The sequence below is a fragment of the Microvirga sp. BF8 genome (assembly GCF_059888585.1).
Genome location: NZ_CM187619.1, coordinates 3,238,681 through 3,261,136, shown reverse-complemented (window position 1 = coordinate 3,261,136; position 22,456 = coordinate 3,238,681). Strand labels below are relative to the sequence as shown.

The 22,456-nt window shown below is 64.0% G+C and carries 25 protein-coding genes; 15 read left to right on the top strand and 10 right to left on the bottom strand.

Annotated elements, in window-relative coordinates; translation table 11 throughout:
* Positions 1–33: 33 nt before the first annotated feature.
* The 4 genes from AC522E_RS15505 to AC522E_RS15490 all read right to left on the bottom strand — a co-directional run bounded on the left by AC522E_RS15505 (position 34) and on the right by AC522E_RS15490 (position 2,502).
* A complete protein-coding gene (locus tag AC522E_RS15505) occupies positions 34–678 on the bottom strand; it encodes a hypothetical protein (protein WP_500747160.1) in 645 nt (214 codons plus the stop codon).
* 65 nt (positions 679–743) lie between these two features.
* Positions 744–1,286, bottom strand: coding sequence for a DUF6653 family protein (locus tag AC522E_RS15500; RefSeq protein WP_500747159.1), 543 nt, complete (start codon positions 1,284–1,286; stop codon positions 744–746).
* The gene (locus tag AC522E_RS15495) at positions 1,283–2,083 is read right to left on the bottom strand and encodes a (Fe-S)-binding protein (protein WP_500747158.1); all 801 of its coding nucleotides are present in this window, start codon (positions 2,081–2,083) and stop codon (positions 1,283–1,285) included. The genes AC522E_RS15500 and AC522E_RS15495 overlap by 4 nt, the downstream gene beginning before the upstream one ends.
* Positions 2,080–2,502, bottom strand: coding sequence for a c-type cytochrome (locus AC522E_RS15490; protein ID WP_500747157.1), 423 nt, complete (start codon positions 2,500–2,502; stop codon positions 2,080–2,082). Before AC522E_RS15490 ends, AC522E_RS15495 begins: the two co-directional genes overlap by 4 nt.
* Positions 2,503–2,642: 140 nt before the next feature.
* Between AC522E_RS15490 and AC522E_RS15485 the strand changes: the two genes are divergently transcribed.
* The 7 genes from AC522E_RS15485 (at position 2,643) to AC522E_RS15455 (ending at position 10,831) form a co-directional block, all read left to right on the top strand.
* Positions 2,643–4,091: an FAD-linked oxidase C-terminal domain-containing protein gene (locus AC522E_RS15485; RefSeq protein ID WP_500747156.1), complete on the top strand. Its 1,449-nt coding sequence runs from the start codon at positions 2,643–2,645 to the stop codon at positions 4,089–4,091.
* On the top strand, positions 4,088–5,275 hold the full coding sequence (glcE, locus tag AC522E_RS15480) for a glycolate oxidase subunit GlcE (protein ID WP_500747155.1): 1,188 nt from the start codon (positions 4,088–4,090) through the stop codon (positions 5,273–5,275). The genes AC522E_RS15485 and glcE overlap by 4 nt, the downstream gene beginning before the upstream one ends.
* A 1-nt stretch (position 5,276) precedes the next feature.
* Positions 5,277–5,909 carry a DUF2585 domain-containing protein gene (locus tag AC522E_RS15475; protein WP_500747154.1) on the top strand — a complete coding sequence of 211 codons (633 nt, stop codon included), beginning with the start codon at positions 5,277–5,279 and terminating at the stop codon, positions 5,907–5,909.
* Positions 5,910–5,918: 9 nt separating this feature from the next.
* The gene (gene glcF / locus AC522E_RS15470; protein ID WP_500747153.1) at positions 5,919–7,274 is read left to right on the top strand and encodes a glycolate oxidase subunit GlcF; all 1,356 of its coding nucleotides are present in this window, start codon (positions 5,919–5,921) and stop codon (positions 7,272–7,274) included.
* A gap of 942 nt (positions 7,275–8,216) precedes the next feature.
* Positions 8,217–9,725 carry a chromosome partitioning protein ParA gene (locus AC522E_RS15465; RefSeq protein ID WP_500747152.1) on the top strand — a complete coding sequence of 503 codons (1,509 nt, stop codon included), beginning with the start codon at positions 8,217–8,219 and terminating at the stop codon, positions 9,723–9,725.
* A 333-nt stretch (positions 9,726–10,058) separates the two neighbouring features.
* Complete coding sequence (locus AC522E_RS15460; RefSeq protein ID WP_500747151.1) at positions 10,059–10,529, top strand: YidB family protein; 471 nt, start codon at positions 10,059–10,061, stop codon at positions 10,527–10,529.
* A gap of 26 nt (positions 10,530–10,555) precedes the next feature.
* Complete coding sequence (locus tag AC522E_RS15455) at positions 10,556–10,831, top strand: hypothetical protein (protein ID WP_500747150.1); 276 nt, start codon at positions 10,556–10,558, stop codon at positions 10,829–10,831.
* Positions 10,832–10,857: 26 nt separating this feature from the next.
* On the opposite strand, the gene metC is transcribed toward AC522E_RS15455, so the two are convergent.
* A complete protein-coding gene (gene metC / locus AC522E_RS15450) occupies positions 10,858–12,036 on the bottom strand; it encodes a cystathionine beta-lyase (RefSeq protein WP_500747149.1) in 1,179 nt (392 codons plus the stop codon).
* 203 nt (positions 12,037–12,239) lie between these two features.
* On the opposite strand from metC, the gene AC522E_RS15445 reads away from it, so the two are divergent.
* The 6 genes from AC522E_RS15445 (at position 12,240) to rnk (AC522E_RS15420) (ending at position 15,810) form a co-directional block, all read left to right on the top strand.
* Positions 12,240–12,701: an Lrp/AsnC family transcriptional regulator gene (locus AC522E_RS15445; RefSeq protein ID WP_500747148.1), complete on the top strand. Its 462-nt coding sequence runs from the start codon at positions 12,240–12,242 to the stop codon at positions 12,699–12,701.
* Between the two features lie 235 nt (positions 12,702–12,936).
* Entirely contained in the window at positions 12,937–13,308 is a 372-nt protein-coding gene (locus AC522E_RS15440) for a putative zinc-binding protein (protein ID WP_500747147.1), read from the top strand.
* A 50-nt stretch (positions 13,309–13,358) separates the two neighbouring features.
* The gene (locus AC522E_RS15435) at positions 13,359–14,006 is read left to right on the top strand and encodes a YitT family protein (RefSeq protein WP_500747146.1); all 648 of its coding nucleotides are present in this window, start codon (positions 13,359–13,361) and stop codon (positions 14,004–14,006) included.
* Between the two features lie 269 nt (positions 14,007–14,275).
* Positions 14,276–14,815, top strand: a complete 540-nt coding sequence (locus AC522E_RS15430) for a PTS sugar transporter subunit IIA (protein ID WP_500747145.1) — start codon at positions 14,276–14,278, stop codon at positions 14,813–14,815.
* Between the two features lie 356 nt (positions 14,816–15,171).
* Positions 15,172–15,345 (top strand): hypothetical protein, encoded by a 174-nt coding sequence (locus AC522E_RS15425; RefSeq protein ID WP_500747144.1) that lies wholly within the window; start codon positions 15,172–15,174, stop codon positions 15,343–15,345.
* Between the two features lie 36 nt (positions 15,346–15,381).
* Positions 15,382–15,810 (top strand): nucleoside diphosphate kinase regulator, encoded by a 429-nt coding sequence (rnk, locus tag AC522E_RS15420; RefSeq protein WP_500747143.1) that lies wholly within the window; start codon positions 15,382–15,384, stop codon positions 15,808–15,810.
* Between the two features lie 278 nt (positions 15,811–16,088).
* Here rnk (AC522E_RS15420) and rnk (AC522E_RS15415) read toward each other — a convergent pair whose 3' ends face one another.
* Together rnk (AC522E_RS15415) and AC522E_RS15410 are read right to left on the bottom strand one after the other, a co-directional pair.
* Positions 16,089–16,544: a nucleoside diphosphate kinase regulator gene (rnk, locus tag AC522E_RS15415; RefSeq protein WP_500747142.1), complete on the bottom strand. Its 456-nt coding sequence runs from the start codon at positions 16,542–16,544 to the stop codon at positions 16,089–16,091.
* 15 nt (positions 16,545–16,559) lie between these two features.
* Positions 16,560–17,009, bottom strand: a complete 450-nt coding sequence (locus tag AC522E_RS15410) for a GreA/GreB family elongation factor (protein ID WP_500747141.1) — start codon at positions 17,007–17,009, stop codon at positions 16,560–16,562.
* A gap of 602 nt (positions 17,010–17,611) precedes the next feature.
* Between AC522E_RS15410 and AC522E_RS15405 the strand changes: the two genes are divergently transcribed.
* Positions 17,612–18,424 (top strand): pseudouridine synthase, encoded by an 813-nt coding sequence (locus tag AC522E_RS15405; RefSeq protein ID WP_500747140.1) that lies wholly within the window; start codon positions 17,612–17,614, stop codon positions 18,422–18,424.
* Positions 18,425–18,923: 499 nt separating this feature from the next.
* Positions 18,924–19,166, top strand: a complete 243-nt coding sequence (locus AC522E_RS15400; RefSeq protein WP_500747139.1) for a hypothetical protein — start codon at positions 18,924–18,926, stop codon at positions 19,164–19,166.
* A 193-nt stretch (positions 19,167–19,359) separates the two neighbouring features.
* On the opposite strand, the gene AC522E_RS15395 is transcribed toward AC522E_RS15400, so the two are convergent.
* From AC522E_RS15395 to AC522E_RS15385, 3 genes are all read right to left on the bottom strand, one after another.
* Complete coding sequence (locus tag AC522E_RS15395) at positions 19,360–20,169, bottom strand: carbohydrate ABC transporter permease (RefSeq protein ID WP_500747138.1); 810 nt, start codon at positions 20,167–20,169, stop codon at positions 19,360–19,362.
* Complete coding sequence (locus tag AC522E_RS15390) at positions 20,166–21,089, bottom strand: carbohydrate ABC transporter permease (protein ID WP_500747137.1); 924 nt, start codon at positions 21,087–21,089, stop codon at positions 20,166–20,168. The genes AC522E_RS15395 and AC522E_RS15390 overlap by 4 nt, the downstream gene beginning before the upstream one ends.
* Positions 21,090–21,150: 61 nt before the next feature.
* A complete protein-coding gene (locus tag AC522E_RS15385; protein WP_500747136.1) occupies positions 21,151–22,434 on the bottom strand; it encodes an ABC transporter substrate-binding protein in 1,284 nt (427 codons plus the stop codon).
* Between the last annotated feature and the right edge of the window lie 22 nt (positions 22,435–22,456).

The window sequence follows — 22,456 nt, the reverse complement described above, 5'->3', positions numbered from 1 at the left end:
TGCCAGAGTAATCCCGATTGACAACGTCAATTCTCAGGCAACTTTCTGGGTTCCGCATCTCACGGCGGCCTTCGGCTTCGCCGTCGTCATCCGGGTGTATTTATCAACCCTCTCGGACATCAGCGCCCATTGCCGCGCGCGGCGGCCATAGCGCTTGCGCCATCCTCGTTCGGCAGCTTCTGAACGGTTTCTCGGCGGGCGCGTGGAAACCGTTTCCGCGTCCGGCGGACGGGAAGGCGGCATGCGCAGCCTGGTGCGCCGGATCTTCTGTTCCTCGCGAGCCTGGGTGAGAAGGTTCAGCGCCTCGCCGAGTGCCACGGGGTCGACCTGCGGCGCGCGCTCGATCTCGCTGACGAGGCGTTCAGCCTGCATGCGCATGCGCTGGGCGAGCGCCCGGCCGACCAGGACCGGCACATAGCGCGTCTCCGGACGCGGTCGATAGGGCGTGGCGCCGGGCGGGCGCACCCAGCCGTACTTTGCTGCCCAGCGGGAGATCGTGCCCTTGTTGACCCCGGTGCGGTAGGCGACCGTGGCATGGGGCAGGCAGGTTCTCTCGATGAGGTTTCGCGCCGCGGCCACGACGCTGGGCGGGTGCGCCTGCCGCGGGTGGAGGCGTGGCGCCTCGGGGCCGGGCGGTCCGGGACGCAGTCGGATGGGGGAGCGGTCGAACGGGTTCATTGAGGGAACAAATACAGAACATTGTTCCAAAAGTCAAGGTTCTGCAGGGCCTTGCAGCATGGGGCCTACGGAGCGCTCTCCGGTTCCCGGCCATGCTCCTTGCGCAGCCATGCGGCATAGGCGGGATGCCGGTCCTTCATGTCCTGGTAGAGCCAGACCATGCGGTCGCAGAACCAGAGCTTGCCGAGCATGACGAGGGTTGCGCCCGTCACCGTCATGGGCAGGTCGCTGAGAAAGGCGCCGGCGAAGGCGGGGAGGGCGCCGAGTGCCGCAACGAGCGAGAGAAGATTGGCCATGCGGGCGTGATGCCGCGGGATCGGCACGGCCTTGCGGTTCAGCCAGACACGCTCGCCGAAGGTCGCCATGGCGCTCCAGCTGTCTTTCCGTGCGGGCGGCGGGAACAGGCGCGGGTTGAGCCAGAGCCACGCCACGACGAGGCCGACGACCGGAAACGCCCAGAATCCGATCCACACATGGCTCCAGACTGCCAGGAGGAGGATCGGACAGGTGGCGACGCGTGTCCACACGCTCCAGGGGCTCGCGTGGCGCTCCCAGGTGCGCTCGTCCATCCGGAACAGCCGCGCGACGGCGCGTCCGTATCCGCTCATTTCGACGGGGTTTCCTTCGCCTCGCCGATGGGCGGCTCGTCGGTCATGCCGGCCAGGACCTCCGCCACGTGGCGCACGGCCACGGGCCTGCCGTCGCGGCTGAGCTTGCCGGCCATGTTCATCAGGCAGCCGAGATCGCCGGCGAGCAGGGTCGGCGCCCGGCTTTCCTCGACATTCTTCACCTTGGCCTCGACGATGGCGCCCGAAATGTCGCTGTACTTGACCGCAAACGTGCCGCCGAAGCCGCAGCACACATCGCTGTCGTTCATCTCGACGAGAGTCAGGCCTTCGACGCTGGCCAGCAGCTTGCGCGGCTGCGCCCGGACCTTCAATTCGCGCAAGCCCGAGCAGGAATCGTGATAGGTCACCGCGCCGTCGTAGCGCGCGTCGACACGCGTGACACCCATCACGTCGACGAGGAAGCTCGTCAGCTCGTAGGTTCGCGCTGCAAGCTCGTTGGCCTTGGGCAGCCAGTTCGGATCGTCATGGAAAAGCTGCGGGTAATGCGCCTTGATCATCCCGGCGCAGGAGCCCGAGGGCGCGACCACGTAGTCGTAGCCGCGAAAGGCGGCGATGACCTGCTCCGCAAGGCTCCGCGTCGTGCCGCGGTCGCCGGAATTGTAGGCCGGCTGGCCGCAGCAGGTCTGGACGGGCACCTCGACGATGCAGCCCGCGTCCTCGAGCAGTTTCACGGCCGCGAAGCCCACGGTGGGCCGCATGAGATCGACGAGGCAGGTCACGAAAAGGCCGACCCGGGGCCTCTTGCCGCCGCCGGCTGCCGGATGAGCGGCGCTCATGGGGTCACTTTCTTGCCGGATGCATCGAACTGCTCGAGATAGGCGACGAGGTCATCGACCTTCTTGTCGTCCTTGATCCCGGCGAAGATCATCTTGGTGCCGGGGATCTTGGCCTTCGGGTCCCTGATGTATTCCCGGAACGTCGCCTCATCCCAGGTCAGGCCGGAATTCTTGTTGGCGGCCGAATAGTTATAACCTTCGTGCGTTCCGGCCTTGCGACCGATGATGCCGTTCAGAACCGGTCCGACCGTGTTCTTGGCGTTCTCCCCGACCTGGTGGCAGGCCCTGCACTGGGCGAAGGTCTTCTCGCCGGCCGCCGGGTCGCCAGTCTTTGCTGCGGCATCCTGGGCGAGGGCGGGGACGGTCCCGAAGGCGGTCGCGAGAAGCAGGCCGACGGTCGTCAGAACGGGCAGGCGCATTAAATACTCCTTGGCGGATATGGCAGGGCCATTTTAGAGAGGTTCCACATTATTGGATAAATCGCCGAAGGGCAGCTACCATTCTCCGGTAGAGGAAATATGTGCCCAACGCAGCCCACGAACCGCCTGGGAGGGTCGTCATGTCGATCGCATTCCCCGTTCCCGACGAGGCCATCCTGTCGCGCCGGAGCGAGATTCTCGCCGGCCTCGCCCGTCTCGTCGCGCCTGAGGCCCTGATCGTCACGGAAGATGAGCGCCGGGCGTTCGAGACGGACGGACTCACCGCCTACCGGCAGGTCCCCCTCGCGGTGGTGCTTCCTTCGACGACGGAGGAGGTCGCCGCCATCCTGCGCTTCTGCCGGGACAACGGCGTCAAGGTCGTGCCGCGGGGCGCGGGCACGTCGCTCTCGGGCGGGGCGATTCCGCAGGCCGACGCCATCGTGCTCGGCGTCGCGAAGATGAATCGCGTGCTCGAAGTCGATTTCGAGAACCGCTTCGCCCGCGTTCAGTCCGGCATCACCAATCTCGGCATCAGCCAGGCGGTGGCGCATGAGGGCTTCTTCTACGCCCCGGACCCGTCGAGCCAGCTCGCCTGCACCATCGCGGGCAACATCGCCATGAATTCCGGCGGGGCCCATTGCCTGAAATACGGCGTGACCACCAACAACCTCCTCGGCGTCACGATGGTGCTCCTCGACGGCACGGTCGTCCATCTCGGCGGCGAGCATCTCGACAGCGCCGGCTACGATCTCCTCGGGCTGATCACCGGCTCGGAAGGGCAGCTCGGCATCGTCACCGAAGCCGTCGTGCGCATCCTGCGTGCGGCGGAGGGCGCGCGGCCGGCGCTGTTCGGCTTCGAGCGGGTGGAAGATGCGGGCGCCTGCGTCGCCGCGATCATCGCCGCCGGCATCATTCCCGTCGCGCTCGAATACATGGACCGCCCGGCGATCAAGATCTGCGAGGCCTTCGCCCATGCGGGCTATCCGCTCGACGTGGATGCGATGCTGATCGTCGAGGTCGAGGGATCGGACGCGGAGATCGACGACATGCTCCGGCGCATCGTCGCCATTGCAGAGCCGTTCAAGCCGAAAACCATCAAGGTGTCCCAGTCGGAGGCCGAGAGCGCGGCGATCTGGAAGGGCCGCAAGTCGGCCTTCGGCGCCACAGGCCGCGTGGCCGACTACATCTGCATGGACGGCACGATCCCGACCGGCCAGCTGCCGCACGTGCTCAAGCGCATTGACGAGATCGCGAAGTCCTACGGGCTCGGCGTCGCCAACGTGTTCCATGCCGGCGACGGCAACCTGCATCCCCTCGTCATGTTCGATACCAGCAAGCCCGGCGAGATGGAGAAGGCCGAGGCAGCGGGCGAGGACATCCTCAGGCTCTGCGTCGAGGTCGGCGGCTGCCTCACCGGCGAGCACGGCGTCGGCATCGAGAAGCGGGACCTGATGACCTGTCAGTTCAACAATGTCGACCTGGAGCAGCAGATGCGCGTGCATGGCGTCTTCGATCCGGCCTGGCTGCTCAATCCGGCGAAGGTCTTTCCTCTCGAAGGAAGGCTCATGGGCGGGGAGCGCGCCGCGTGAATCACCATACCCCCCGCGACGAGCAGGATGCGGCGGCGATCATTTCCGACGCCGCTGCCAAGGGCACGCTTCTCAACCTGTGCGGCAACGGCACGAAGGCCGCCATGGGGCGCCCGAACCAGACGGATGCCTCGCTCACCTCCGCTGCGCTCACCGGCATCACGCTCTACGAACCCGCCGAGCTGGTCGTTGCGGCGCGCAGCGGCACGCCCCTGTCGCAGGTGGTCGCGATCCTGGCGGAGAAGGGCCAGGAACTGCCCTTCGAACCCATGGATTACCGCCCGCTTCTCGGGAGCCGCGGCGAGCCCACCATCGGCGCCGTGGCGGCCATGAACATTTCCGGCCCGCGGCGGATCATGGCGGGCGCCGCCCGCGACAGTCTGATCGGCGTGCGTTTCGTCAACGGGCGTGGCGAGGCGGTGAAATCCGGCGGGCGCGTGATGAAGAACGTCACCGGGCTCGACCTCGTGAAGCTCATGGCCGGGTCGTGGGGCACGCTCGGCTTCCTGACGGAGGTCACGTTCAAGGTCCTGCCCAAGCCCGAGCGCATGTCGACCCTGCTGATCCGGGGCCTCGACGATGCAAGCGCCATCAAGGCCCTGTCCATGGCGCTGGGCTCGCCCTTCGACGTGACCGGCGCGGCGCATCTGCCCGCGCCGGACCGGCAGGGGGCGCGAACGGTGATCAGACTCCAGGGATTCTCCGTCTCGGTCGATTATCGCCTCAACGAGCTGCGCCGCCTGCTCAAACGCTTCGGCTCCGGCGGCGACATCCTCGAGGGCAGGGGAGCGGAGGCGCTCTGGCAATCCGTCCGCGACGCGACCGTGCTGCAGGAGCGCGCGGACCGGGCCGTCTGGCGCATCTCGACGGCGCCGACGAAGGGTCCGGCCCTCGCCGCGCAGGTCGCCGCATCGGTCGAAGCGCAATGGTTCTACGATTGGGGCGGCGGCCTCCTCTGGATGACGACGCCGCTCTCGGGCGATCTGGGAGCCGCCGCCATCCGCGCGGCGACAGGATCCCATGGCGGACACGCAACCCTGGTGCGCGCTCCGGATTCCAACCGGTCGACGCTCGATGTGTTCGAGCCGCAACCGGAGCCGGTCATGGCGCTCACCCGTGGCATCAAGGCATCCTTCGATCCCGCCGGCATTCTCAATCCCGGTCGCATGTATGCGGGAGTGTAGCGTGGACGACGGCGCCATCCTTGCCGCGCAGGGGCTGAAGCCCAGGCCCGAGCGGCAAAAGCGCGACCGGGCGCTGCTCTATGCCGGGCTCGCGGTCGCTCTCGTCGCCGCCACCGCCGCCATTCTGCTGGCCATGGGCCGCACACCCATCTGCACCTGCGGCTCCGTGGAGCTCTGGCATGGGACGGTGAAGGATTCCGGCAATTCCCAGCACCTGACGGACTGGTATTCCTTTTCCCACATCATCCACGGCTTCCTGTTCTACATGGGCACGTGGCTGATCGGCGTAATCCGCGGCAAGCCGTTGCCGGTCGGCGTCGCGTTTCTGCTGGCACTCGGTGCGGAATGCGCCTGGGAGATCCTCGAGAACACGGACATGATCATCGATCGCTACCGCGCGACGAACATCGCGCTGGATTATTATGGCGACAGCGTCATCAATTCGGTGTCCGACATCGCCATGATGGTCGCGGGGTTCTGGCTGGCGCGGATCTGGCCGGTCTGGCTGACGGTGGCGGTGGCCATTCTCATGGAAGTGATCGTCGGCTACTGGATTCGGGACAATCTCGCCCTCAATATCATCATGCTGATCCATCCCTTTGAAGCCATCGATCGCTGGCAGGCGGGGAGTTGAGTTGAACCCATGCAGACCAATTTCACCCCCGATCAGCTGAAGGACCCGGCCATGGCGAGTTCGGAGAAAATTCTCCGGACCTGTGTCCATTGCGGGTTCTGCACGGCGACCTGCCCCACCTACCTCCTCCTCGGCGACGAGCTCGATTCCCCCCGCGGGCGCATCTACCTGATCAAGGACATGCTGGAGGGCGGAAAGCCCGCGACACCCGAGGTGGTCAAGCATATCGACCGCTGCCTCTCGTGCCTGTCCTGCATGACGACCTGCCCCTCGGGCGTGCATTACATGCATCTCGTCGACCATGCCCGCGCCTATATCGAGGCGACCTATACGCGACCCTGGCATGACAGGCTCCTTCGCTCGGTTCTGGCGGCGATCCTGCCCTATCCCAACCGCTTCCGGGTGGCGATCGGGGCGGCCTTGCTCGCGAAACCGTTCCAGGGGCTGATCGGCGCCCTGCCGCTGTTCGGGGCCCGCCTCAGGGCCATGATCGATCTGGCGCCGGCCCAGGTGCCGGCGCGCTCGCCCTTCGACGGCCCCGGCGAGTTCAGGACGGACCGCGAGCGCCGGGGCCGGGTCGCGATTCTGTCCGGATGCGCCCAGCCGGTCCTCAAGCCGGGCTTCAACGAAGCCGCCGTGCGTCTCCTCAACCGGCACGGCATCGACGTGGTGCAGCCGAAAGGGGAGGGATGCTGCGGTGCTCTCGTCCATCACATGGGCCGGGACGAGGAAGGGCACGCCTTCGCGAAGCGCAACATCGACGCCTGGATCGCCGAGATGGACGGGGAGGGGCTCGATGCGATCATCGTCACCGCCTCCGGCTGCGGCACGACGATCAAGGATTACGGCTTCATGTTCCGGGAAGACCCGGCCTATGCCGACAAGGCCGCGCGGGTATCTGCCCTCGCCAAGGACATCACGGAATACATGGCCGGCCTGACTCTTATGGATCCGGTTCGCGATACCGATCTCGTGGTGGCCTATCACTCCGCCTGTTCCATGCAGCACGGGCAGCAGATCCGGACCGAGCCCAAGACGCTGCTCAAGCGCGCGGGCTTTACGGTCAAGGATGTGCCGGAAGGCCATATCTGCTGCGGGTCGGCCGGGACCTACAACCTGCTCCAGCCCGAAATCGCCGCGCAGCTTCGGGACCGGAAGGTCGCCAATATCGAGCGGACAACACCCGATCTCATCGCCACGGGCAATATCGGCTGCATGACCCAGATCGGAAAAGGCACGGCGATCCCCATCGTCCACACGGTCGAACTCCTCGACTGGGCCACCGGCGGACCGATGCCGGAGGTTCTCGAGGCTGCCGGTTTCGAAAAGCGCCTCCCGCAACCGTCGGCCGTCGCCGCGGAGTAGCCTGCCGCCGCGCCTGCCTCTCCGGCGGGGAGAGGGAGGACCATGCGCCGAACCGCCCCCGTCATTCCGGGACAGCGCAGAGCGCTGGGCCCGGACCCCATCACCGCTGCCAGTGCAGCGGGAAGCGCCGCGGATGGCGCCGCTCTCCCACTGTGAACCCTCAGCCGGGCCGGTGTTCCGTCTTTGTTCTTGACGCCCCGCTCAAGCTAGGCTATATCATGACCTGTCCCGCCGCAGCGAGGGGCGCGCGCGCGAGGCGTCGCTGGTGTGGCGGTGGGAACGGTCCCGCAGGCAAGGTCACGCCGCCTTTGCCGGGCGGGGGGCCCAGGCTGTGCCCGGGGCTGCCGGTTGGTCCGCCGCCGCCCGCTGTCGCGAACAGCGGTGTCCGCGCCGGGCAGCAGGCCAGCCCTGCGCCGCCTGTCCGCCGCAACGAACCGTGCGCGATGACGCTTCGGCTCTTCGCTTCACTCCCATCCCACCCGAGCCGGAGCCGACACCGCGCCCCCCTCGAGCCTGCTTCCCCTCCGGGCCACCAAGCCCGGAGGTCGAAGCGGCGTGGCGGTTTCAGCCATCCCTTCCGTTCCGTCAGTCATCCATTCATTGCCGAAAGATTTTGCCATGAGCCGCACCGATCATGTCCTCCTGCAACTGCCGATGCCAGGGGCTCCCGCCGCTGCTCTCTCCGGTGCGCAGGGGCAGGAGCCGGCGACTCCGGCTCGAAGAGGGAATTCCTTCCGAGAGCCTTCGCCTGCGCGAGATTTGCCAGGACGACAGCGGCGCGCTCTCGCGACCCGCCAAGCAAGAACCGTTGTTCCCCATCAGCCGCAGCCGTCGGGCACCCCGTCGCTACGCCGGCGAAGCGAAATTCTGTTTCCACCTCCGCCTCCTCTGGGCTAAAAGGTGTCCAAAGTATGAATTTTGGGGTCAAAAGGGGGCGACACCATGTCATCGGGTTGGACGTCTTTCAGGAACCGTTTCGGCAAGAAGCCCGAGGAAATGGTTGCGAATTCTCCGTCGGACGGGTCTCAATCCGCTGCGCCGGGCCTGCCGGTGCCACCCGCGCAGGGCGAGCCCATCATTGTTCGGCACAGTGGCGCCCTCGATTCCGTGGGCCAGAAGAATGAGCTGATCCGCGTCCGTTTTGCCAACATGATCGACCGGCTGGAGGAAATCCGCAGCCTCAAGGACGATTTCGCGCTCCTGAGCGAGCCGGTCAACGATCTGATCCGCAACTATCCGCAACTCCAGTCGCGCCTGCTGGAAACCGAGGCGGTGCTGCGCCAGGAGACCGAGACCACCGCGCATTTGCGCCGGGAACTCGCGGAACTGTCAGGCACCCACGCGCGCATGACGGACGATCTCTCCGCCACCGTTTCGCAGCTGCGCAAGGCCGAGACCAAGGTGCGCGAGCAGGAATCCCTCCTCGAGGATCTTCGCCTCAATGTGAAGGACAAGGAGGCTGTTGTCGCCGATCTCGAAAACCAGCTCACCATCGAGACGGAGCGCGCCCGCAACATCACGGAGGAAAACCAGGCCCTCCGCCTCGAGGCGCAGGAGGCGGATCAGACGGTCGCCCGCGCCGAGCGCGAGCTCATCGAGACCCGTGAGCGCAACGGCCTCCTCGACCATGAAGTGAAGCGCCTGCAGAAGGTGGCGGAGGAGCAGAACTACCGCCTGTCGAGCCTGACGAACCGCTACGGCGAACTGGAAACCCAGCTCGAGGCCACGCGCCAGCGTGCGTCCGAGCTGGAGACCAAGCTCATGAGCGAGCAGGTCCTGCGCCAGCGGCTCGAGACCCAGCTCGACTCCGAGCGTTCCGCGCACCAGACGGACCTGTCCGCCCTCGACATGAAGATCGAAGGCCTCAATTCGCGTCTTGGCGCCACCGACAAGATCCTGGCCCATACCCGCGATCAGCTGCGCGACAAGAACGAGGCGCTTCGCACCGTCGAGCGCGGCCTGAAAGAGACCACCATCGAGAAGAACACGGTCGAGCGGCGCCTGGAGGCGACGCAGCAGGAGGTCGAGCGGCAGGTCGCCATGGTCAACGAGCTTCAGCGCTCGCGCATCGAGCTGCAGGAGCGGGTCGAGATGCTCAACAAGGCCATCGCCGCCAAGGACTTCCAGATCGAGAGCTCCGACAACAAGGTCGCGAGCCTGACAGAGCGCATCGATCAGGTCACCAAGCGGTTCGAACAGGATCGCAACGCTCTCGAATCCGCCAATCGCCGCCTCACGGAAGAGCTTCAGAACGAGAAGGCGGAGCGCTCGCTCATGCAGGGCGCCCTGGAAATCGCCCGCGAAAGCCGCGTCAAGATCCAGAAGAAATACGTTTCGCTCCGCAAGAAGACGCGCCTCGATACGCAGGATGACGACCCGGCCCTTCTCGACGGGGACGACATTGCGGCGGAAACGAATGTGCGGCCGCTAAAATCCTCCGACGCGGAATAGGGCCGGCATCGAATTCGCAACGTCGCCGGCGAACACGGCACGAGGCAGTCCGACAACGGAGCCAGGCAGGACGGGCTCAGCCGCCTGTGAGCCTGCCGCCCGGGCAAGGCCCGGCTTTCCCCAGCGCCATGCCGGCGCAACGCGGCCCAGCCCCCTCGGGCCTTGCTTCGAGCCTCAGGCGCGGATCATCGTCCCCGCGCGCGACGTCCCGCCCCACGGGACCGGCAGACATTGCCCATTCCCTGAAAGGCCGGACCGGAAAGGCAGGACGCTGAACTCTGTCGAAGGTCCCACGTTACCCCGATGCACCAACCCAAATCGAGGAGCATCGATATGAATCGCGGATTTCCCTCTATGACGGCCCTGCTGGGCCTCCTGGCCGTGGCGGGCTTTCAGAACCGGGACAAGATCGCCGAGATGCTGAGGGGATCGGGATCGGACAGCCCTGACGCGTCCGGCCGCGTTCAGCCCCAGGGCGGCTTGGGCGGGCTCCTCGGAAACATGGGCGGCGCTGGCCTGGGAGGCTTGCTCGGTGGCGGGCTGGGGGAATTGATGGATTCCTTCAAGCAGAGCGGTCATGGAGACGTGGCGGAATCGTGGGTTGGAACGGGACCGAACAAGCAGATCGCCCCCGACCAGCTTGAACGGGCCATCGGTCCCGACGTGCTGGCCACCCTGTCCCAGCAGACCGGCCTCTCACGGGAGGAGCTTCTGTCGAGGCTCTCGACCACCTTGCCGGATGCCGTGGACAAATACACGCCCGATGGCCGCCTTCCCGAAGCGACCGACATATCGCGTTCCTGACCGGCACCGACGAGGAGAGGCTGACGTTGGCCGCGCGGGAACAAACCTATCGTTGCGTCGGCGGCCCGTACGACGGCGCTCCGTGGACCTTGGCCGACCAACGCCATATCCGCCTGCCGATGCGGCAGGGCGCCCCCTCCGCATCGGCCAGGAAAGGTGCGCCGGCCGCATCCAGCGATACTGAAGCCGCCGACTACGATGTGCGGCGGCTTCTGGCGCCCGATGGCAAGTGGCACGAGTTTCTCGTGTTCTCGGCCATGACGACCATGCAGGCAACCGTGTGGCTCAACCGCCGCCGGTAAGCGGTGCCTGCCGGGCTACTCTCGATTCAGGCCGCACGGTCCCGTGCAGCCTCGAACCGCTCCAGACCTGCGGACAGATCGGCTATGAGATCCTCCGGATCCTCAAGTCCGATCTGCAACCGGATGAGATGATCCTCGTCGCTCCAGGGAACAGCCGTCCGGAGTCCCTCCGTCCTGACATAGGTGGCAAGACTCTCGTAGCCGCCGAACGAAAAGCCCATTCCAAAAAGCTGAAGATCGTCGAAAAGGGCCTCCGCGCAAGCGAACGGAGACGCCCGAAGGACGACGCCGAAAACACCGGATGAACCCGCGAAATCACGCCGCCACAAGGCATGATCGGGATGAGACGGCAGCCCGGGATGAAGAACCCGGGAGACCGCAGGGTGCTTCTCGAGCCAATGGGCGACCGCTAGGGCGTTCCGCTCATGCTGCTTCAAGCGCAGCTCGAGCGTACGGAGCCCGCGCAGGGCAAGATAGGCGTCGTCGGGGCTGACTGAGAGGCCGAGGGCGCCGTACATGTCATGGACCGCCGTCCAGGCCCGGCTGTTCGCCGAAATGACGCCCATCAGCGCGTCCGAATGACCGACGACGTATTTCGTCGCTGCCTGGATCGCGATGTCGACCCCATGGTCCAGCGGCCTGAAGAACAGGGGCGTGGCCCAGGTGTTGTCCGCGATGACGAAGGCGCCCACCGCGTGGGCCTCCTGGGCAATGGCCTGGATGTCCTGCATCTCGAACGTTTGAGAGCCTGGCGTTTCAAGATACACGGCTTTGGTCTGCGGGCGGAGCAGCCTGCGAATGCCGGAGGAAAGACGCGGATCGAAATAGGTCACCTCCACGCCCATCTGGGCGAGGACGGTGTCGCAGAACGCCCGCATCGGCTGATAGACGCTGTCGACGACGAGAAGGTGGTCGTTGGGCCGCATCACGGCGAGGAGGGCCGTGGAAATCGCGGACAGGCCGGAGGGCGTCAGGTGCACGCCGTGGGCGCGCGGCCCGTCGAGCTCCTTGAGCAGGGATTCCAGAGCCCGCGTCGTCGGAGTTCCATGCCGCCCGTAATTGTAGTCCTGGTCCTTGGACAGCAGCGATCGCAGGCTTGGAAACAGGACAGTCGATCCGCGCCAGACCGGCGGATTGACGAAGGCGGGTTGAAGATCGCGGCAGCGGCCCAAATGGCCGAGTTTGGTCGTAACTTTGGTGTTCATGAGCGTCCTTCCCCTGGGTCGCTCACCGGCTGCGACCCGAGAGTCGGATCGTCCCCGGTCGCCGTCGAAAGGTCTTGTTCAATCTTCCGGTCGATAGGCCGGAATGTGAGAATAATTTTGCGCGAAACCGGCCATTGTGCGAAATTTTGTGCCGACGCGGATCGGCCGTGTTCCAGGCGGCCTTCAAAGGCGGAAAGCTAACAATGGACCAATTCGACCAAAGAATTCTGGATGTTCTGCAGGAGAATGCGAACCAGTCGATTGCCGAGCTCGCCGACCGCGTCGGAATCGGCAGCGGTGCGTGCTGGCGGCGCGTCCGGCGTTTGGAGGAGGAAGGTTACATCGCGCGCCGGGTGGCGATCCTCGACCGGACCCGCATGAAGGTTCCGACCACGGTGTTCGTCACCATACGAACGCCGCGTCATTCGCAGGAATGGCTCGAGAGTTTCAGGAAGGCCATCGAAAGAATGCCGGAAATCGTCGGAGCCTGGCGACTGACAGGCAAGGACGACTACCTCCTGCACATCGTGGTGCCCGATGTTGGCGCTTACGACGCGGTCTACAAGCGACTCATCCATCAACTCGAATTTGCGGACATCAGCGCATCGATCTCCATGGAAGAGCTCAAGTTCACGACCGCCATCCCGACGAGCTATTCATCATGATTCCGGTTTCGGTGCCCGCAGCGATGCCAGGGTGAGATCGATCCGTAAACGACGCGCCCGCGCCATCGGCCCGCTGTTTGATGAGCCGCAAAGAATGGACGCCGCCCACATGGTCTAGTGCGGCCGATCCGCGATCCTGGGGACGAGCAGGGGCCAATCGTCACCGCCATCGGGGGCTCGGGCCGGCCCGGCTTCCGATCCTTCGCCCTGGTGAGCGCATCCGAAGAGAGGCATCATGAAACGCAACCGGGACCTGCCGCTTGTCTATTCCTGCTCGGGGTGCTCCAGCGCCGCCCAGCTGGCAAATCACGTCGCGGTCAGGATGGATCGCGCCGGACATGCGGAAATGTCGTGCATCGCCGGTGTCGGTGGCGACGTCCCTTCATTGGTGCGCGTTGCGAAGTCGGGTCGTCCCATCGTCGCCATCGACGGCTGCGTCCTGTCCTGCGTGAAGAATTCCCTCGCCCGGCATGGTGTGGTGCCTGCCGTCCATCATGAGTTGAGCAAGATGGGGATCAAGAAGCGCTATGGCGCCGACTACGATCAACAGGATGCGGACAGGGTATTCGCGCTGATCACGGGCGAGACGCTGGCGGGAGCCGCGTAAGCCAATTCCACGGGGACGGCGGCACGGAGCCGGAGAGGCATGAGGGGTAAATGAGCGGGCAAGGTCTCCTGGCGAGCGGGTCGCCGCCGGTTGAAAGGCCGGAACTCGCACACCGTCCCATCGAGGACGTCGCGGCGATCCTGACCGGGACCCTGCTTGTCGCACTTGGCGTGACGCTCTATTCGAAGGCCGTACTCCTCACCGGAGGAACGACGGGACTCGCACTCCTCCTTCACTATGCGACAGGGCTTGAGTTCGGGCCCCTTTTCTTCGTTCTCAACCTGCCATTCTATTATCTCTCCGGCCGACGGATGGGCTGGAAGCTCACAGTCAGGACCTTCCTCGCCGTCCTGCTCGTTTCCGCCTTCGCCAGGCTGACTCCCTCCTGGATCAGTGTCGAGCACGTCAATCCCTTCTATGGCGCGGTGATCGGCGGTGCGCTCATGGGGATCGGCCTGCTGATCCTGTTCCGACACAGGACCAGTCTCGGGGGCATCAACATTCTCGCGCTCTATCTTCAGGAGCGATACGGATTGCGGGCCGGTTACGTTCAACTGGGTTTGGATGCACTGATCCTTCTGGCATCGCTTTCCGTTCTCGAGATCGACAAAGTCGCACTATCGCTCGTCGGAGCGGCTGTTCTCAATCTGATCCTGGCCGCCAATCACCGGCCGGGCCGCTATGCTGGAGTGAGCTGAGAGGCCGCGCTGCGCCCGCGCCGGTACGCGGCACCGTGGCTCTTAAGGATAGCCTTCGGCGCGAGCGTGAACCGACCCGGCCGACAAGCGTTGCCATAGGGTCATGAATGCACGCCTTCTCATGCGGCGCATGCTGTTCCGGACGGGACGGCTCCAAACGGGCTCCAGGGCCCGCGGCGGTGGACCCTCGCCGCCGTGGGCCGATTGCCCAGTCCCTTTCCCGGAAACTCGAGGCGGCCCTGAATGGGCCGGCATTGATGATGACGACCATGATGGTATCCCTGATCTCGCCCGCACGTGTCGTGCCGCACCTGCACGCACGCGATGTCTTGCATGTCATCGACGAGCTCACGCGCCTTGCGGCTGCTGAGACCCACCTGGATCACGGCGTTATTCGCGAGGCGGTTCTGGAACGCGGCGAAGTGTCCTCGTTCGGTTTCGGACGCGGCGTCGCCATTCCTCACGCTGCGATTCCAGGTCTTCGCCGGCCGGTCGGTGTCCTCGCGCGTCTCGACCCGGCGCACGATTTCGGTGCAGCAGACGACATTCCTGCCGATCTCGTGTTCCTTCTCTTGAGCCCTGATGGTGACGATCCGACGCATCTGCGCTCTCTGGCCCATGTGGTGCGCCGGCTCCGCGATCGCGATGTTGCGGCACGCCTCAGATCAGCGAAGGGCGCAGAGGCCATCAATGTCGTGCTGACGAGCGATGCCTGGCGCGACATCGATCCGCCCGGTCGGTCTCCTCCGGTGGCTAGGAGGGATTTGACAAACGCGGAGATGTGTACCAGCATCGAGCCATTATGTTGAGCTTCGCACAAAACCGTCGCGGCCTGCATCGGGCAGGCAACCTCATCGCGGGCAAGTAGCCCCGGGCTCGACGCGCATCCGCGCCCCGAGTTCGGGGCACCGCAGGATCCCTCAATTTTTGGATACCTTGTGAGGCCGGACGCTGACGCATCCGGTGCGGCACTATGCTTCATGGTTTCTTCAAGTTCGTGTTCCGCACCGCGGAACGCACGTCCCCTCAGCTGGCAGGTCGACGACCCATCCTGCCGGCAGATGGACCACGTCCCATGGTGGGACACCCCACAACCAAGTTCCTTGCGCAGATCCTCGGATCGGCCCTTGCCCAGACTCACGCTCAACGCAGAGGAGATCGTGCCATGCATCAGTCGCCGGATGAGGCGTCACCGAAACCCGTGTCGCAGGATACGGATCGACCGAACGGAAAGATCGTCCGGCTGATGCCGAAGCAGCGCCACGATCCGAACAAGACTGCGGATCCGCACGCACCTGAAGACGAAGACAACGACGATCCCGGCCCCTCGGCAGCCTGAAGGCTGCCGTCGCGTCAACAGAACAGGAGATTTGAGATGTCGAAAAAGACAGCGGGCGCCGTCAAGCCCCGCATCACTCTGACGGCAACAGACCACGAGAAGCTCTCTACGCTCGCCAACGCAGCCGCGAACACCGTGCCCGAGGTCGCAGCCGAACTCGCGGAGGAACTCGACCGGGCGCACATCCTTCCGAAGGGCCGCCATCCCGTCGACGCGGTCCGGATGGGCTGCGAGGTGGATTTTCGCGACGACATGACAGGACGGGTGCAGACGGTAACGCTGGTCTACCCGAGGGAGGCCGACATCTCGATGGGACGGATCTCGGTGCTCACCCCCATTGGGACTGCCCTGATTGGACTTTCTGTCGGGAAATCAATTGATTGGACCACGCGTACGGGCGAGTCCAAGCGATTGACGGTGCTGCAGGTGCGCGAACCTGCCCTTGCGGACACTCAGCCCGCCTGATGCAATGTGCGACAAGGTGGATGCACATCCCGCGTGAGGACGTTGCGACAGGAAAGAGAGCGCCCGTGTCGAAACCTCCGGCGCTCCAGCGCGTCGTGCGGATGCGGGCCTCCGCATCCGCCGCGGCGCCGAACGTTATGAGCATCGGGCCCGACAGTGCAGTCCACACTTGGAATTGATGCTCCAAGTGCAGTCGCTAAGCCGCAGCCCTTCAGGAGCGCCACCGGGTTGCGATCCGATCGTCATGACGATGGTTCATCCTCGCCGTATCGCTGGTTTCAGAGATACAGTGAGTGCTGTCCCATGTCCCACGAGAGTTCCACCAACCGTCCATGGGGCTGGAAGAGGACGCGCACCAGCGTCAGACTGCGCCGTCCCCTTGCTGCCCGCCACGTAATCGACTGACCCTCGCGAAGTCCGATCAGAGCCGCTCCAACCGGGCTCAGCACGGAAATCCTGTCCGGCTTTCCATCGGCCTCGCTGGGGTAAACAAGCGTGATACGCCGGATTTCCAGAGTGACATCGTCCCGGAACTCCAGCCGTGAATGCATTGTCGCCACGAAGCGCGGGATGGCTTGCTCGGCCAGAACCGTGGCACGCATCAGCTCGTTGGCGAGCATCTCCGCAGCCGTTCTATCTCGTGGGCTTTGCGCGCCGGCTGTCGCCACCCAGGCGAGGCGGTCGTAGTCGCCCGCCGATATGGTGACAGGCGGAAGGCTTTCGTGTTCCATCATGGTGTGCAGTTCGCCTCAGGCCCACGTCATGCCGCGAGGTGCTCGCGTCACCGTTGAACCGTCATCCAGGAATCGGAGGCCGATACCCTCGACAAATACATCGTGGACCTGCCCATCGGCCTCCACGAACGACATGTGGTCCCCGACGCGCAGCCCAAGGAGTGCCGTCCCCAGCGGGGTCGTCACAGAAATTTCCGCGCCGGGCCAAATCAAGTCCTCGGGATGGACAAGCAGTTGCGCACGTGTTTTTGGCTCGCCATCGAGGCGGAAGATGACGCGGCAGTTCGTCGAGACGATATCGTCCGGAAGCTCCGCGGGATGACAAACCACAGCGCGACGCAGTTCCTTGAGCAGGAAGTCGGAGACCCAACGGCTGTGCTTCCGCCGGATCATCGCGGTGAACAGCAGGCGGTTGTAGTCATTCTCGGCGAGGATAATCGGCGGAAGTTCGTGCTGCGCGTTCATGAAAACCTCCTCGGGAATGGCCATTCCGCTGGACATGCAGGAGCGACGCTGCACGCTGTGCGGAGTCGGCGAACCGACCCGCGCCTAGAGGCGCGTGGACGGTGAATGGGTCATGGGAGAGAGAATTCATGCCCCGGAGCGCTGGCGACCACCATGGTCATGCCCGCTCCTGGGGCTTACCTGCCTGCTTTGAGGCAGCCCGCATGCACCGTGAGGCGAGGATGTTTCACGAGCAGATTCATAAGGGACAAGATAGCCCGATCGGCCGGAAATACAAGCCCGTGGGCTGTCTCGGCGTCTAGCATGCAAAGGACGTGGAGCGAGGTCGAGCAACGGCGGGGCAGCGTATGTCCCCGATTGACGCAGCACGCGACAGGATATTGCGCTCTACGGCAGAACTCGCCATGAACGCGGTTCAGCAACGGTTCTTTCGCAGCATGCACCAATCTACAGGAGCGAGATCAATTGAATGCAGCCTGGATGTCGGATCAGGTTCTGACGCGCCGCGATGAAGAGGCCCGCCTTATCGGTCACGACGCAGACGCTATCGAGGTGTGCATCTCGCAGCATTTCTTCATGAGCTGAGCCGGAGCGACAGCATCATGAAGCAATTTCCATCGCGGAGGGGCGGAGGGTTGCAACGTCCGAACGGCGCCGTTGTCAGTCTGCCTCGAGCCCTGTCAAAGCTCGGATTCTGCTCTCGCACGCAGGCCGAGGTCCTGATTGCCGAAGGGCGTGTACGCGTCGACGGCATTGTCGTCCGCACTGCGGCAAGCCGTGTCGATCCAGGCCGGGCCCGCATCACCGTCGACGATCGTGCGATCGTGGCTCAGCGCAAAGTCTACCTGATGCTCAACAAGCCGCGCGGTCTTGTCACGACCCGCGACGACCCACAGGAGCGGGTGACGGTCTACGACTGCCTGAAAGGGTTCGATCTTCCCTTCGTTTCGCCGGTCGGTCGTCTCGACAAGGCGAGCGAGGGGCTGCTCCTCATGACCAACGACACGCGCTGGGCGCAGCGTGTGCTGGATCCTGCCTCGAACGTGGAGAAGGTCTATCACGTGCAGATCGATCACAGGCCGGACCCGGCAATGCTGGACCGGCTTCAGGCAGGCATGGTCATTGAGGGCGAACGACTCGTCGCGAAATCAGCGAGCATCCTGCGCGTGGGCTCACGCAATGCATGGATCGAGGTGGTTCTGAACGAGGGCAAGTACCGCCAGATCCGGCGCCTTGTCGGCGCAGCTGGCGCCGACGTTCTTCGCCTTGTGCGCATCGGAGTGGGCGGAGTGCAACTTGGCGACCTTCCGAAAGGAGCGGTCCGCCATCTTGCCCCGAGCGAAAAGGCAATGCTGGATCTTCCGGTCCGGACCGCTCCGGGCTCGTTCAGGTCCCCACGTGACGGTCACTCCTAGCTTCCTCGAAGGAGGGCCGGAGTTCGGTGCCTGCACGATATCCGCACCTTCCAACATCGGCGAGAGCGGACTCTTGCTGATGCTGGGCACGCTGGATCGAGCAGCAAGGAGAGGATGATCATCCATCGTGTCGGGCTGAAACATGGAGCCACATGGTGTGCCATGAAAGCTGCAGGCAGATTGCCCTCGGATGCAGATGCTTCCGCTTCCAGGTGTCGAGGCGATTCCCCGTGGACCAATGCACCGGGTGCATGGCACCTCGACGGTTTTGTCGGTGGCGGAAGCGGCTTTGCGTCCCCATCTCAGGGAGGACACGATATGTCCTCCCTTTCGTGTCGTTCCCTCTGGAATGAATTTCCCAACTTCAGGTCGCTGGAAGCAGCGGCCTTTTTCTTTCGCGGCCAGTCCGTGAAATGCCTCACAGGCGCTTCACGAATGGCCAAGCTTTGCCTCAATCAGGATGTTTTTTCCCATCCGAGAATTTGAAAAGGAGTTGCCTATGGCATTTGATGAAGCCCTGGATATTGCGGAGCGCCAGCTCATCGACGGCGCGACCTTGCAGGAGCTGAAGGATGCAGTTCGTGATCTGCGGGCCCTTTCGCGTGAAAGCGCGCTTGCGGATCTTGTCGAACAGAAGATCGCGATCGTCGAGGCGCGGCAGGTGCTGCGCCAAGTACCGCGCGCAGCAGGCTTCCTCAGTGCTGTGTCAGCGCAGAGTTGCCCCATGCGGACGGGCGGGTAGACAAGCTCGGACAACGCGAGCCGAGGCCATGATCCGCAACAGCCGGCTCGATCGTTTCGCAGCCAACGGAGCGTGTGATTTCTCGAAAGCCGGCCAGGATCCAAACACGGATCCCGGGCCCCGAACAGGGGAGGGGGCCGTGAAATCGACCGTCTGACGAGACCTGCACCGGATGCCCGTCTGACGGCCTCGGTCACCGAATTCCAGCGCGCATGAAAGACTGAACGAACTGGCGCTGAAACAGAAGGAATGCCAGGAGCAAAGGCGCCATGGTCATGACGGTTGCCGCCGTGATCACCGACCAGTCGACTCCTGTTTCCGGGGCGCCAAAGACCGCGAGACCGACCGTGAGGGGACGGCTCTCCACGGAATTCGTGACGATGAGCGGCCAGAGGAAGTTATTCCAATGGTAGCTGACCGAGACGAGGCCAAAGGCGATATAAGTGGTTTTGCCGAGCGGCACGAAGACGCGCCAGAGCACACCGAAGGACGACGCACCTTCGACGCGCGCCGCCTCGACGAGTTCGTTCGGCACGCTCTTGAAGGTTTGCCGCAGCAGGAAAATGCCGAAGGCCGATGCCATGTAAGGCAGGGCAATGGCCGGAATCGTATCGAGGAGATTGAGCCAGCTGACGACACGATAGTTTTCCACGATCAGGACGTCCGGCATGATCATGAGTTGCACGAGGACCAGTGCGAACAGGATGTCACGGCCCGCAAACCGAAAGCGTGCAAATGCATAAGCCGCCAGCGTCGAGATCACGAGCTGGCCTGCGAGGACCAGAGTGACCAGCATCAGCGTATTCAGGTAGTAGCGCGCGAACGGCGCCTGGCGCCACGCGCGAAAGAAGTTGTCCAGCGTGAGCGGCGCCGTCAGGTCGAGGCGGGTGGCGTACTCGGACGGATGGAATGCGCTCCACAGGCTATAGGCCAAGGGCAATAGCCATAGCAGGGCGAGCACCCATGCGGCGATCGTCTCGATCGAATAACCGGTCCGTCTCATTGGTAGTGAATCCTGCGATCGAGATACATGAATTTGGTGAGCGCCACTGCAGCCAGGATCGCAATGAGGGTCACGGTCAGCGTGGCGGCATAGGCCGTATCCCAGAAATTGAAGGCCACTTCGTAGATGTAGTAGAGCAGCAGCGAACTGGCGTTGTTCGGACCGCCCTTGGTCATGATGACGAGCTGGTCAACGAGCTTGAACGAGTTGATCAATGCATTGATCGAGATGAAAAGGGTTGTCGGCATCAGGAGCGGCAATGTCACGCGGCGGAAGAAGTACCACCTGCCCGCGCCTTCGATGGAAGCGGCCTCCTTCAACTCGGGCGGAATGGTCTGCAGGGCCGCGAGATAGAAGATCATGAAAAATCCGGCCTCCTTCCAAACCACCATCACGGCGATGCATGTCATGACAGTCGACGGATCGCCGAGCCAGTTATGGCCCGAGAAACCCAGCGACTTCAGGAACTGATCGAGGAGGCCGTAGTCGGGAGTGTAAAAGAACAGCCAGATATTCGCGACTGCAATCATCGGCAGAACGGTCGGTGTGAAGAAGGCGAGCCGGAGGAAGGCGCGTCCGGCGATCTTCTTGTCCACCCAAACGGCCATCAGAAGGGCGAGAGCGATGCTCGTCGGCACTGTTGCCAGGGCGAATAGCAGATTGTTGCGCAGGACCTGCCAGAAGACATCGTCCTCGAGCATATAGTTGTAGTTCTCGAGGCCAACGAACTCCGCCGGGCCGCTGCGGCCGAGGGAGAAGAAGCTGTGGTAGAGCGTTGCCAGGATCGGATAATGCGTAAAGGCCGCCAGGAGAACGATTGCAGGCAGTAGCAGGAGCCAGGCATTGATGGTTGTACGCCAGTTGCTGCGATAGCCGGCCTTCGGCCCGACTGCGCTCATGACGGCGGCTGTCATGGACATCTCCCGGATGACGGAGGATATGTGCCGCGACAGAGGCCGTCGCGGCACACGCTTTCGCTGACTACTTGTAGCGATTGAGGACCCGGTCAGCTTGTTTCTGGGCGCTCTCGAGAGCCTCCTGGGGGCTCTGGGTACCTGTCACGGCCGCCTGCACAGCATCGTTGAGGATCTTGTAGATGCGCCCGTTGTCATGCACCGACAACTCGGCCACCGCGTGCTCAAGCTGGTCGCGCGCCACGACCGCCTGCGGGAAGTCCTTGACGTAATTCTTCATCGTCTCGGTTTCATAGGCTGCAGGCGTCACGGCCACATAGCCGGTCTTGATGCTCCATTCCGCGGCGCGCTCGGGAGCCGTCATCCAGCGGATGAACTTGACGGCAGCCTGCTGCTGCTCGGGCGTCGCGCTCTTGAAGACATAGAAGTTTCCGCCGCCAGTGGGAGAGCCGCGACGCTCCTTGGCAGGAAGCATGGCGACGCCGAAATCGAACTTCGCGCCTTCCTTCACCGCCGTCAGGTTGCCGGTGGTGTGCCACATCATGGCGGTCTTGCCCTCGAGGAAATCCGTGCGTAGGGTTCCCCATTCCACGGCGCCCTTCGGCATGACGCCTTCCTTGGCAGCCAGATCGACCCAGTACTGGAGGGCATCGACCGTCTTCTTGTCGCTGAAGAAGACCTTGTTCCCGGCCTCGTTCATGAGCTTCTGGCCGTTCTCGATCGCCAGCGCCTGAAGCATCCAGTAGCCATAGCCTGTTGACGGAATTTCAACGCCCCAGCGAGTGACGTTGCCGGATGCGTCCTTCTTCAGAAGCTTCTTCGAGATCTCCGCCATTTCGGCCCAGGTTGCCGGCGGCTTCTCGGGATCGAGACCTGCCTCCTTGAAGGCGTCCTTGTTGTAGTAGAGGACGATGGTGGAGCGCTGGAAGGGGACGCTCCAGGTCTTCCCCTCGATCCGCCCGTTCTCCATGAAGGCCGGATAGAAGCCGCTCAGCCAGGCCTTCCCGTCCGCGCCGGCAATCTCGTCGATCGGCACGATCGCCTTCTCATCCATGAGCGTGAAGAGGTCGGTGGAGAACAAAACCGACAATTGCGGGGGCTGACCGCCCTTCATGGCGGTCATCGCCTTGGTCATCGTATCGGTATAGTTGCCCGCATAAACGGCCTCGACCTTGACGTCCGGATTCTCCTTCTGGAACCGCTGGACCATATCGTCGATGATCTTGGTGACGGGGCCGCCGACGGCGACCGGATAATACATCGTCAGGTCGACAGCCTGAGCGACGCTTGCGCCCAGATTTGCGACGGCCATCAGACCGGCTGTCAGCAGGGCCTTGGTTTTGAACTTCATCGTCTCCCCCTCGGGTGTTGGA

What these genes read in the sequence shown, in the direction of transcription:
- AC522E_RS15505 (WP_500747160.1), bottom strand. Translation starts at nt 678, where the DNA reads ATGAACCCGTTCGACCGCTCCCCCATCCGACTGCGTCCCGGACCGCCC.
- AC522E_RS15500 (WP_500747159.1), bottom strand. Translation starts at nt 1,286, where the DNA reads ATGAGCGGATACGGACGCGCCGTCGCGCGGCTGTTCCGGATGGACGAG.
- AC522E_RS15495 (WP_500747158.1), bottom strand. Translation starts at nt 2,083, where the DNA reads ATGAGCGCCGCTCATCCGGCAGCCGGCGGCGGCAAGAGGCCCCGGGTC.
- AC522E_RS15490 (WP_500747157.1), bottom strand. Translation starts at nt 2,502, where the DNA reads ATGCGCCTGCCCGTTCTGACGACCGTCGGCCTGCTTCTCGCGACCGCC.
- AC522E_RS15485 (WP_500747156.1), top strand. Translation starts at nt 2,643, where the DNA reads ATGTCGATCGCATTCCCCGTTCCCGACGAGGCCATCCTGTCGCGCCGG.
- glcF (WP_500747153.1), top strand. Translation starts at nt 5,919, where the DNA reads ATGCAGACCAATTTCACCCCCGATCAGCTGAAGGACCCGGCCATGGCG.
- AC522E_RS15465 (WP_500747152.1), top strand. Translation starts at nt 8,217, where the DNA reads ATGTCATCGGGTTGGACGTCTTTCAGGAACCGTTTCGGCAAGAAGCCC.
- AC522E_RS15460 (WP_500747151.1), top strand. Translation starts at nt 10,059, where the DNA reads ATGAATCGCGGATTTCCCTCTATGACGGCCCTGCTGGGCCTCCTGGCC.
- metC (WP_500747149.1), bottom strand. Translation starts at nt 12,036, where the DNA reads ATGAACACCAAAGTTACGACCAAACTCGGCCATTTGGGCCGCTGCCGC.
- AC522E_RS15445 (WP_500747148.1), top strand. Translation starts at nt 12,240, where the DNA reads ATGGACCAATTCGACCAAAGAATTCTGGATGTTCTGCAGGAGAATGCG.
- AC522E_RS15440 (WP_500747147.1), top strand. Translation starts at nt 12,937, where the DNA reads ATGAAACGCAACCGGGACCTGCCGCTTGTCTATTCCTGCTCGGGGTGC.
- AC522E_RS15435 (WP_500747146.1), top strand. Translation starts at nt 13,359, where the DNA reads ATGAGCGGGCAAGGTCTCCTGGCGAGCGGGTCGCCGCCGGTTGAAAGG.
- AC522E_RS15430 (WP_500747145.1), top strand. Translation starts at nt 14,276, where the DNA reads ATGATGGTATCCCTGATCTCGCCCGCACGTGTCGTGCCGCACCTGCAC.
- AC522E_RS15425 (WP_500747144.1), top strand. Translation starts at nt 15,172, where the DNA reads ATGCATCAGTCGCCGGATGAGGCGTCACCGAAACCCGTGTCGCAGGAT.
- rnk (WP_500747143.1), top strand. Translation starts at nt 15,382, where the DNA reads ATGTCGAAAAAGACAGCGGGCGCCGTCAAGCCCCGCATCACTCTGACG.
- rnk (WP_500747142.1), bottom strand. Translation starts at nt 16,544, where the DNA reads ATGATGGAACACGAAAGCCTTCCGCCTGTCACCATATCGGCGGGCGAC.
- AC522E_RS15410 (WP_500747141.1), bottom strand. Translation starts at nt 17,009, where the DNA reads ATGAACGCGCAGCACGAACTTCCGCCGATTATCCTCGCCGAGAATGAC.
- AC522E_RS15405 (WP_500747140.1), top strand. Translation starts at nt 17,612, where the DNA reads ATGAAGCAATTTCCATCGCGGAGGGGCGGAGGGTTGCAACGTCCGAAC.
- AC522E_RS15400 (WP_500747139.1), top strand. Translation starts at nt 18,924, where the DNA reads ATGGCATTTGATGAAGCCCTGGATATTGCGGAGCGCCAGCTCATCGAC.
- AC522E_RS15395 (WP_500747138.1), bottom strand. Translation starts at nt 20,169, where the DNA reads ATGAGACGGACCGGTTATTCGATCGAGACGATCGCCGCATGGGTGCTC.
- AC522E_RS15390 (WP_500747137.1), bottom strand. Translation starts at nt 21,089, where the DNA reads ATGTCCATGACAGCCGCCGTCATGAGCGCAGTCGGGCCGAAGGCCGGC.
- AC522E_RS15385 (WP_500747136.1), bottom strand. Translation starts at nt 22,434, where the DNA reads ATGAAGTTCAAAACCAAGGCCCTGCTGACAGCCGGTCTGATGGCCGTC.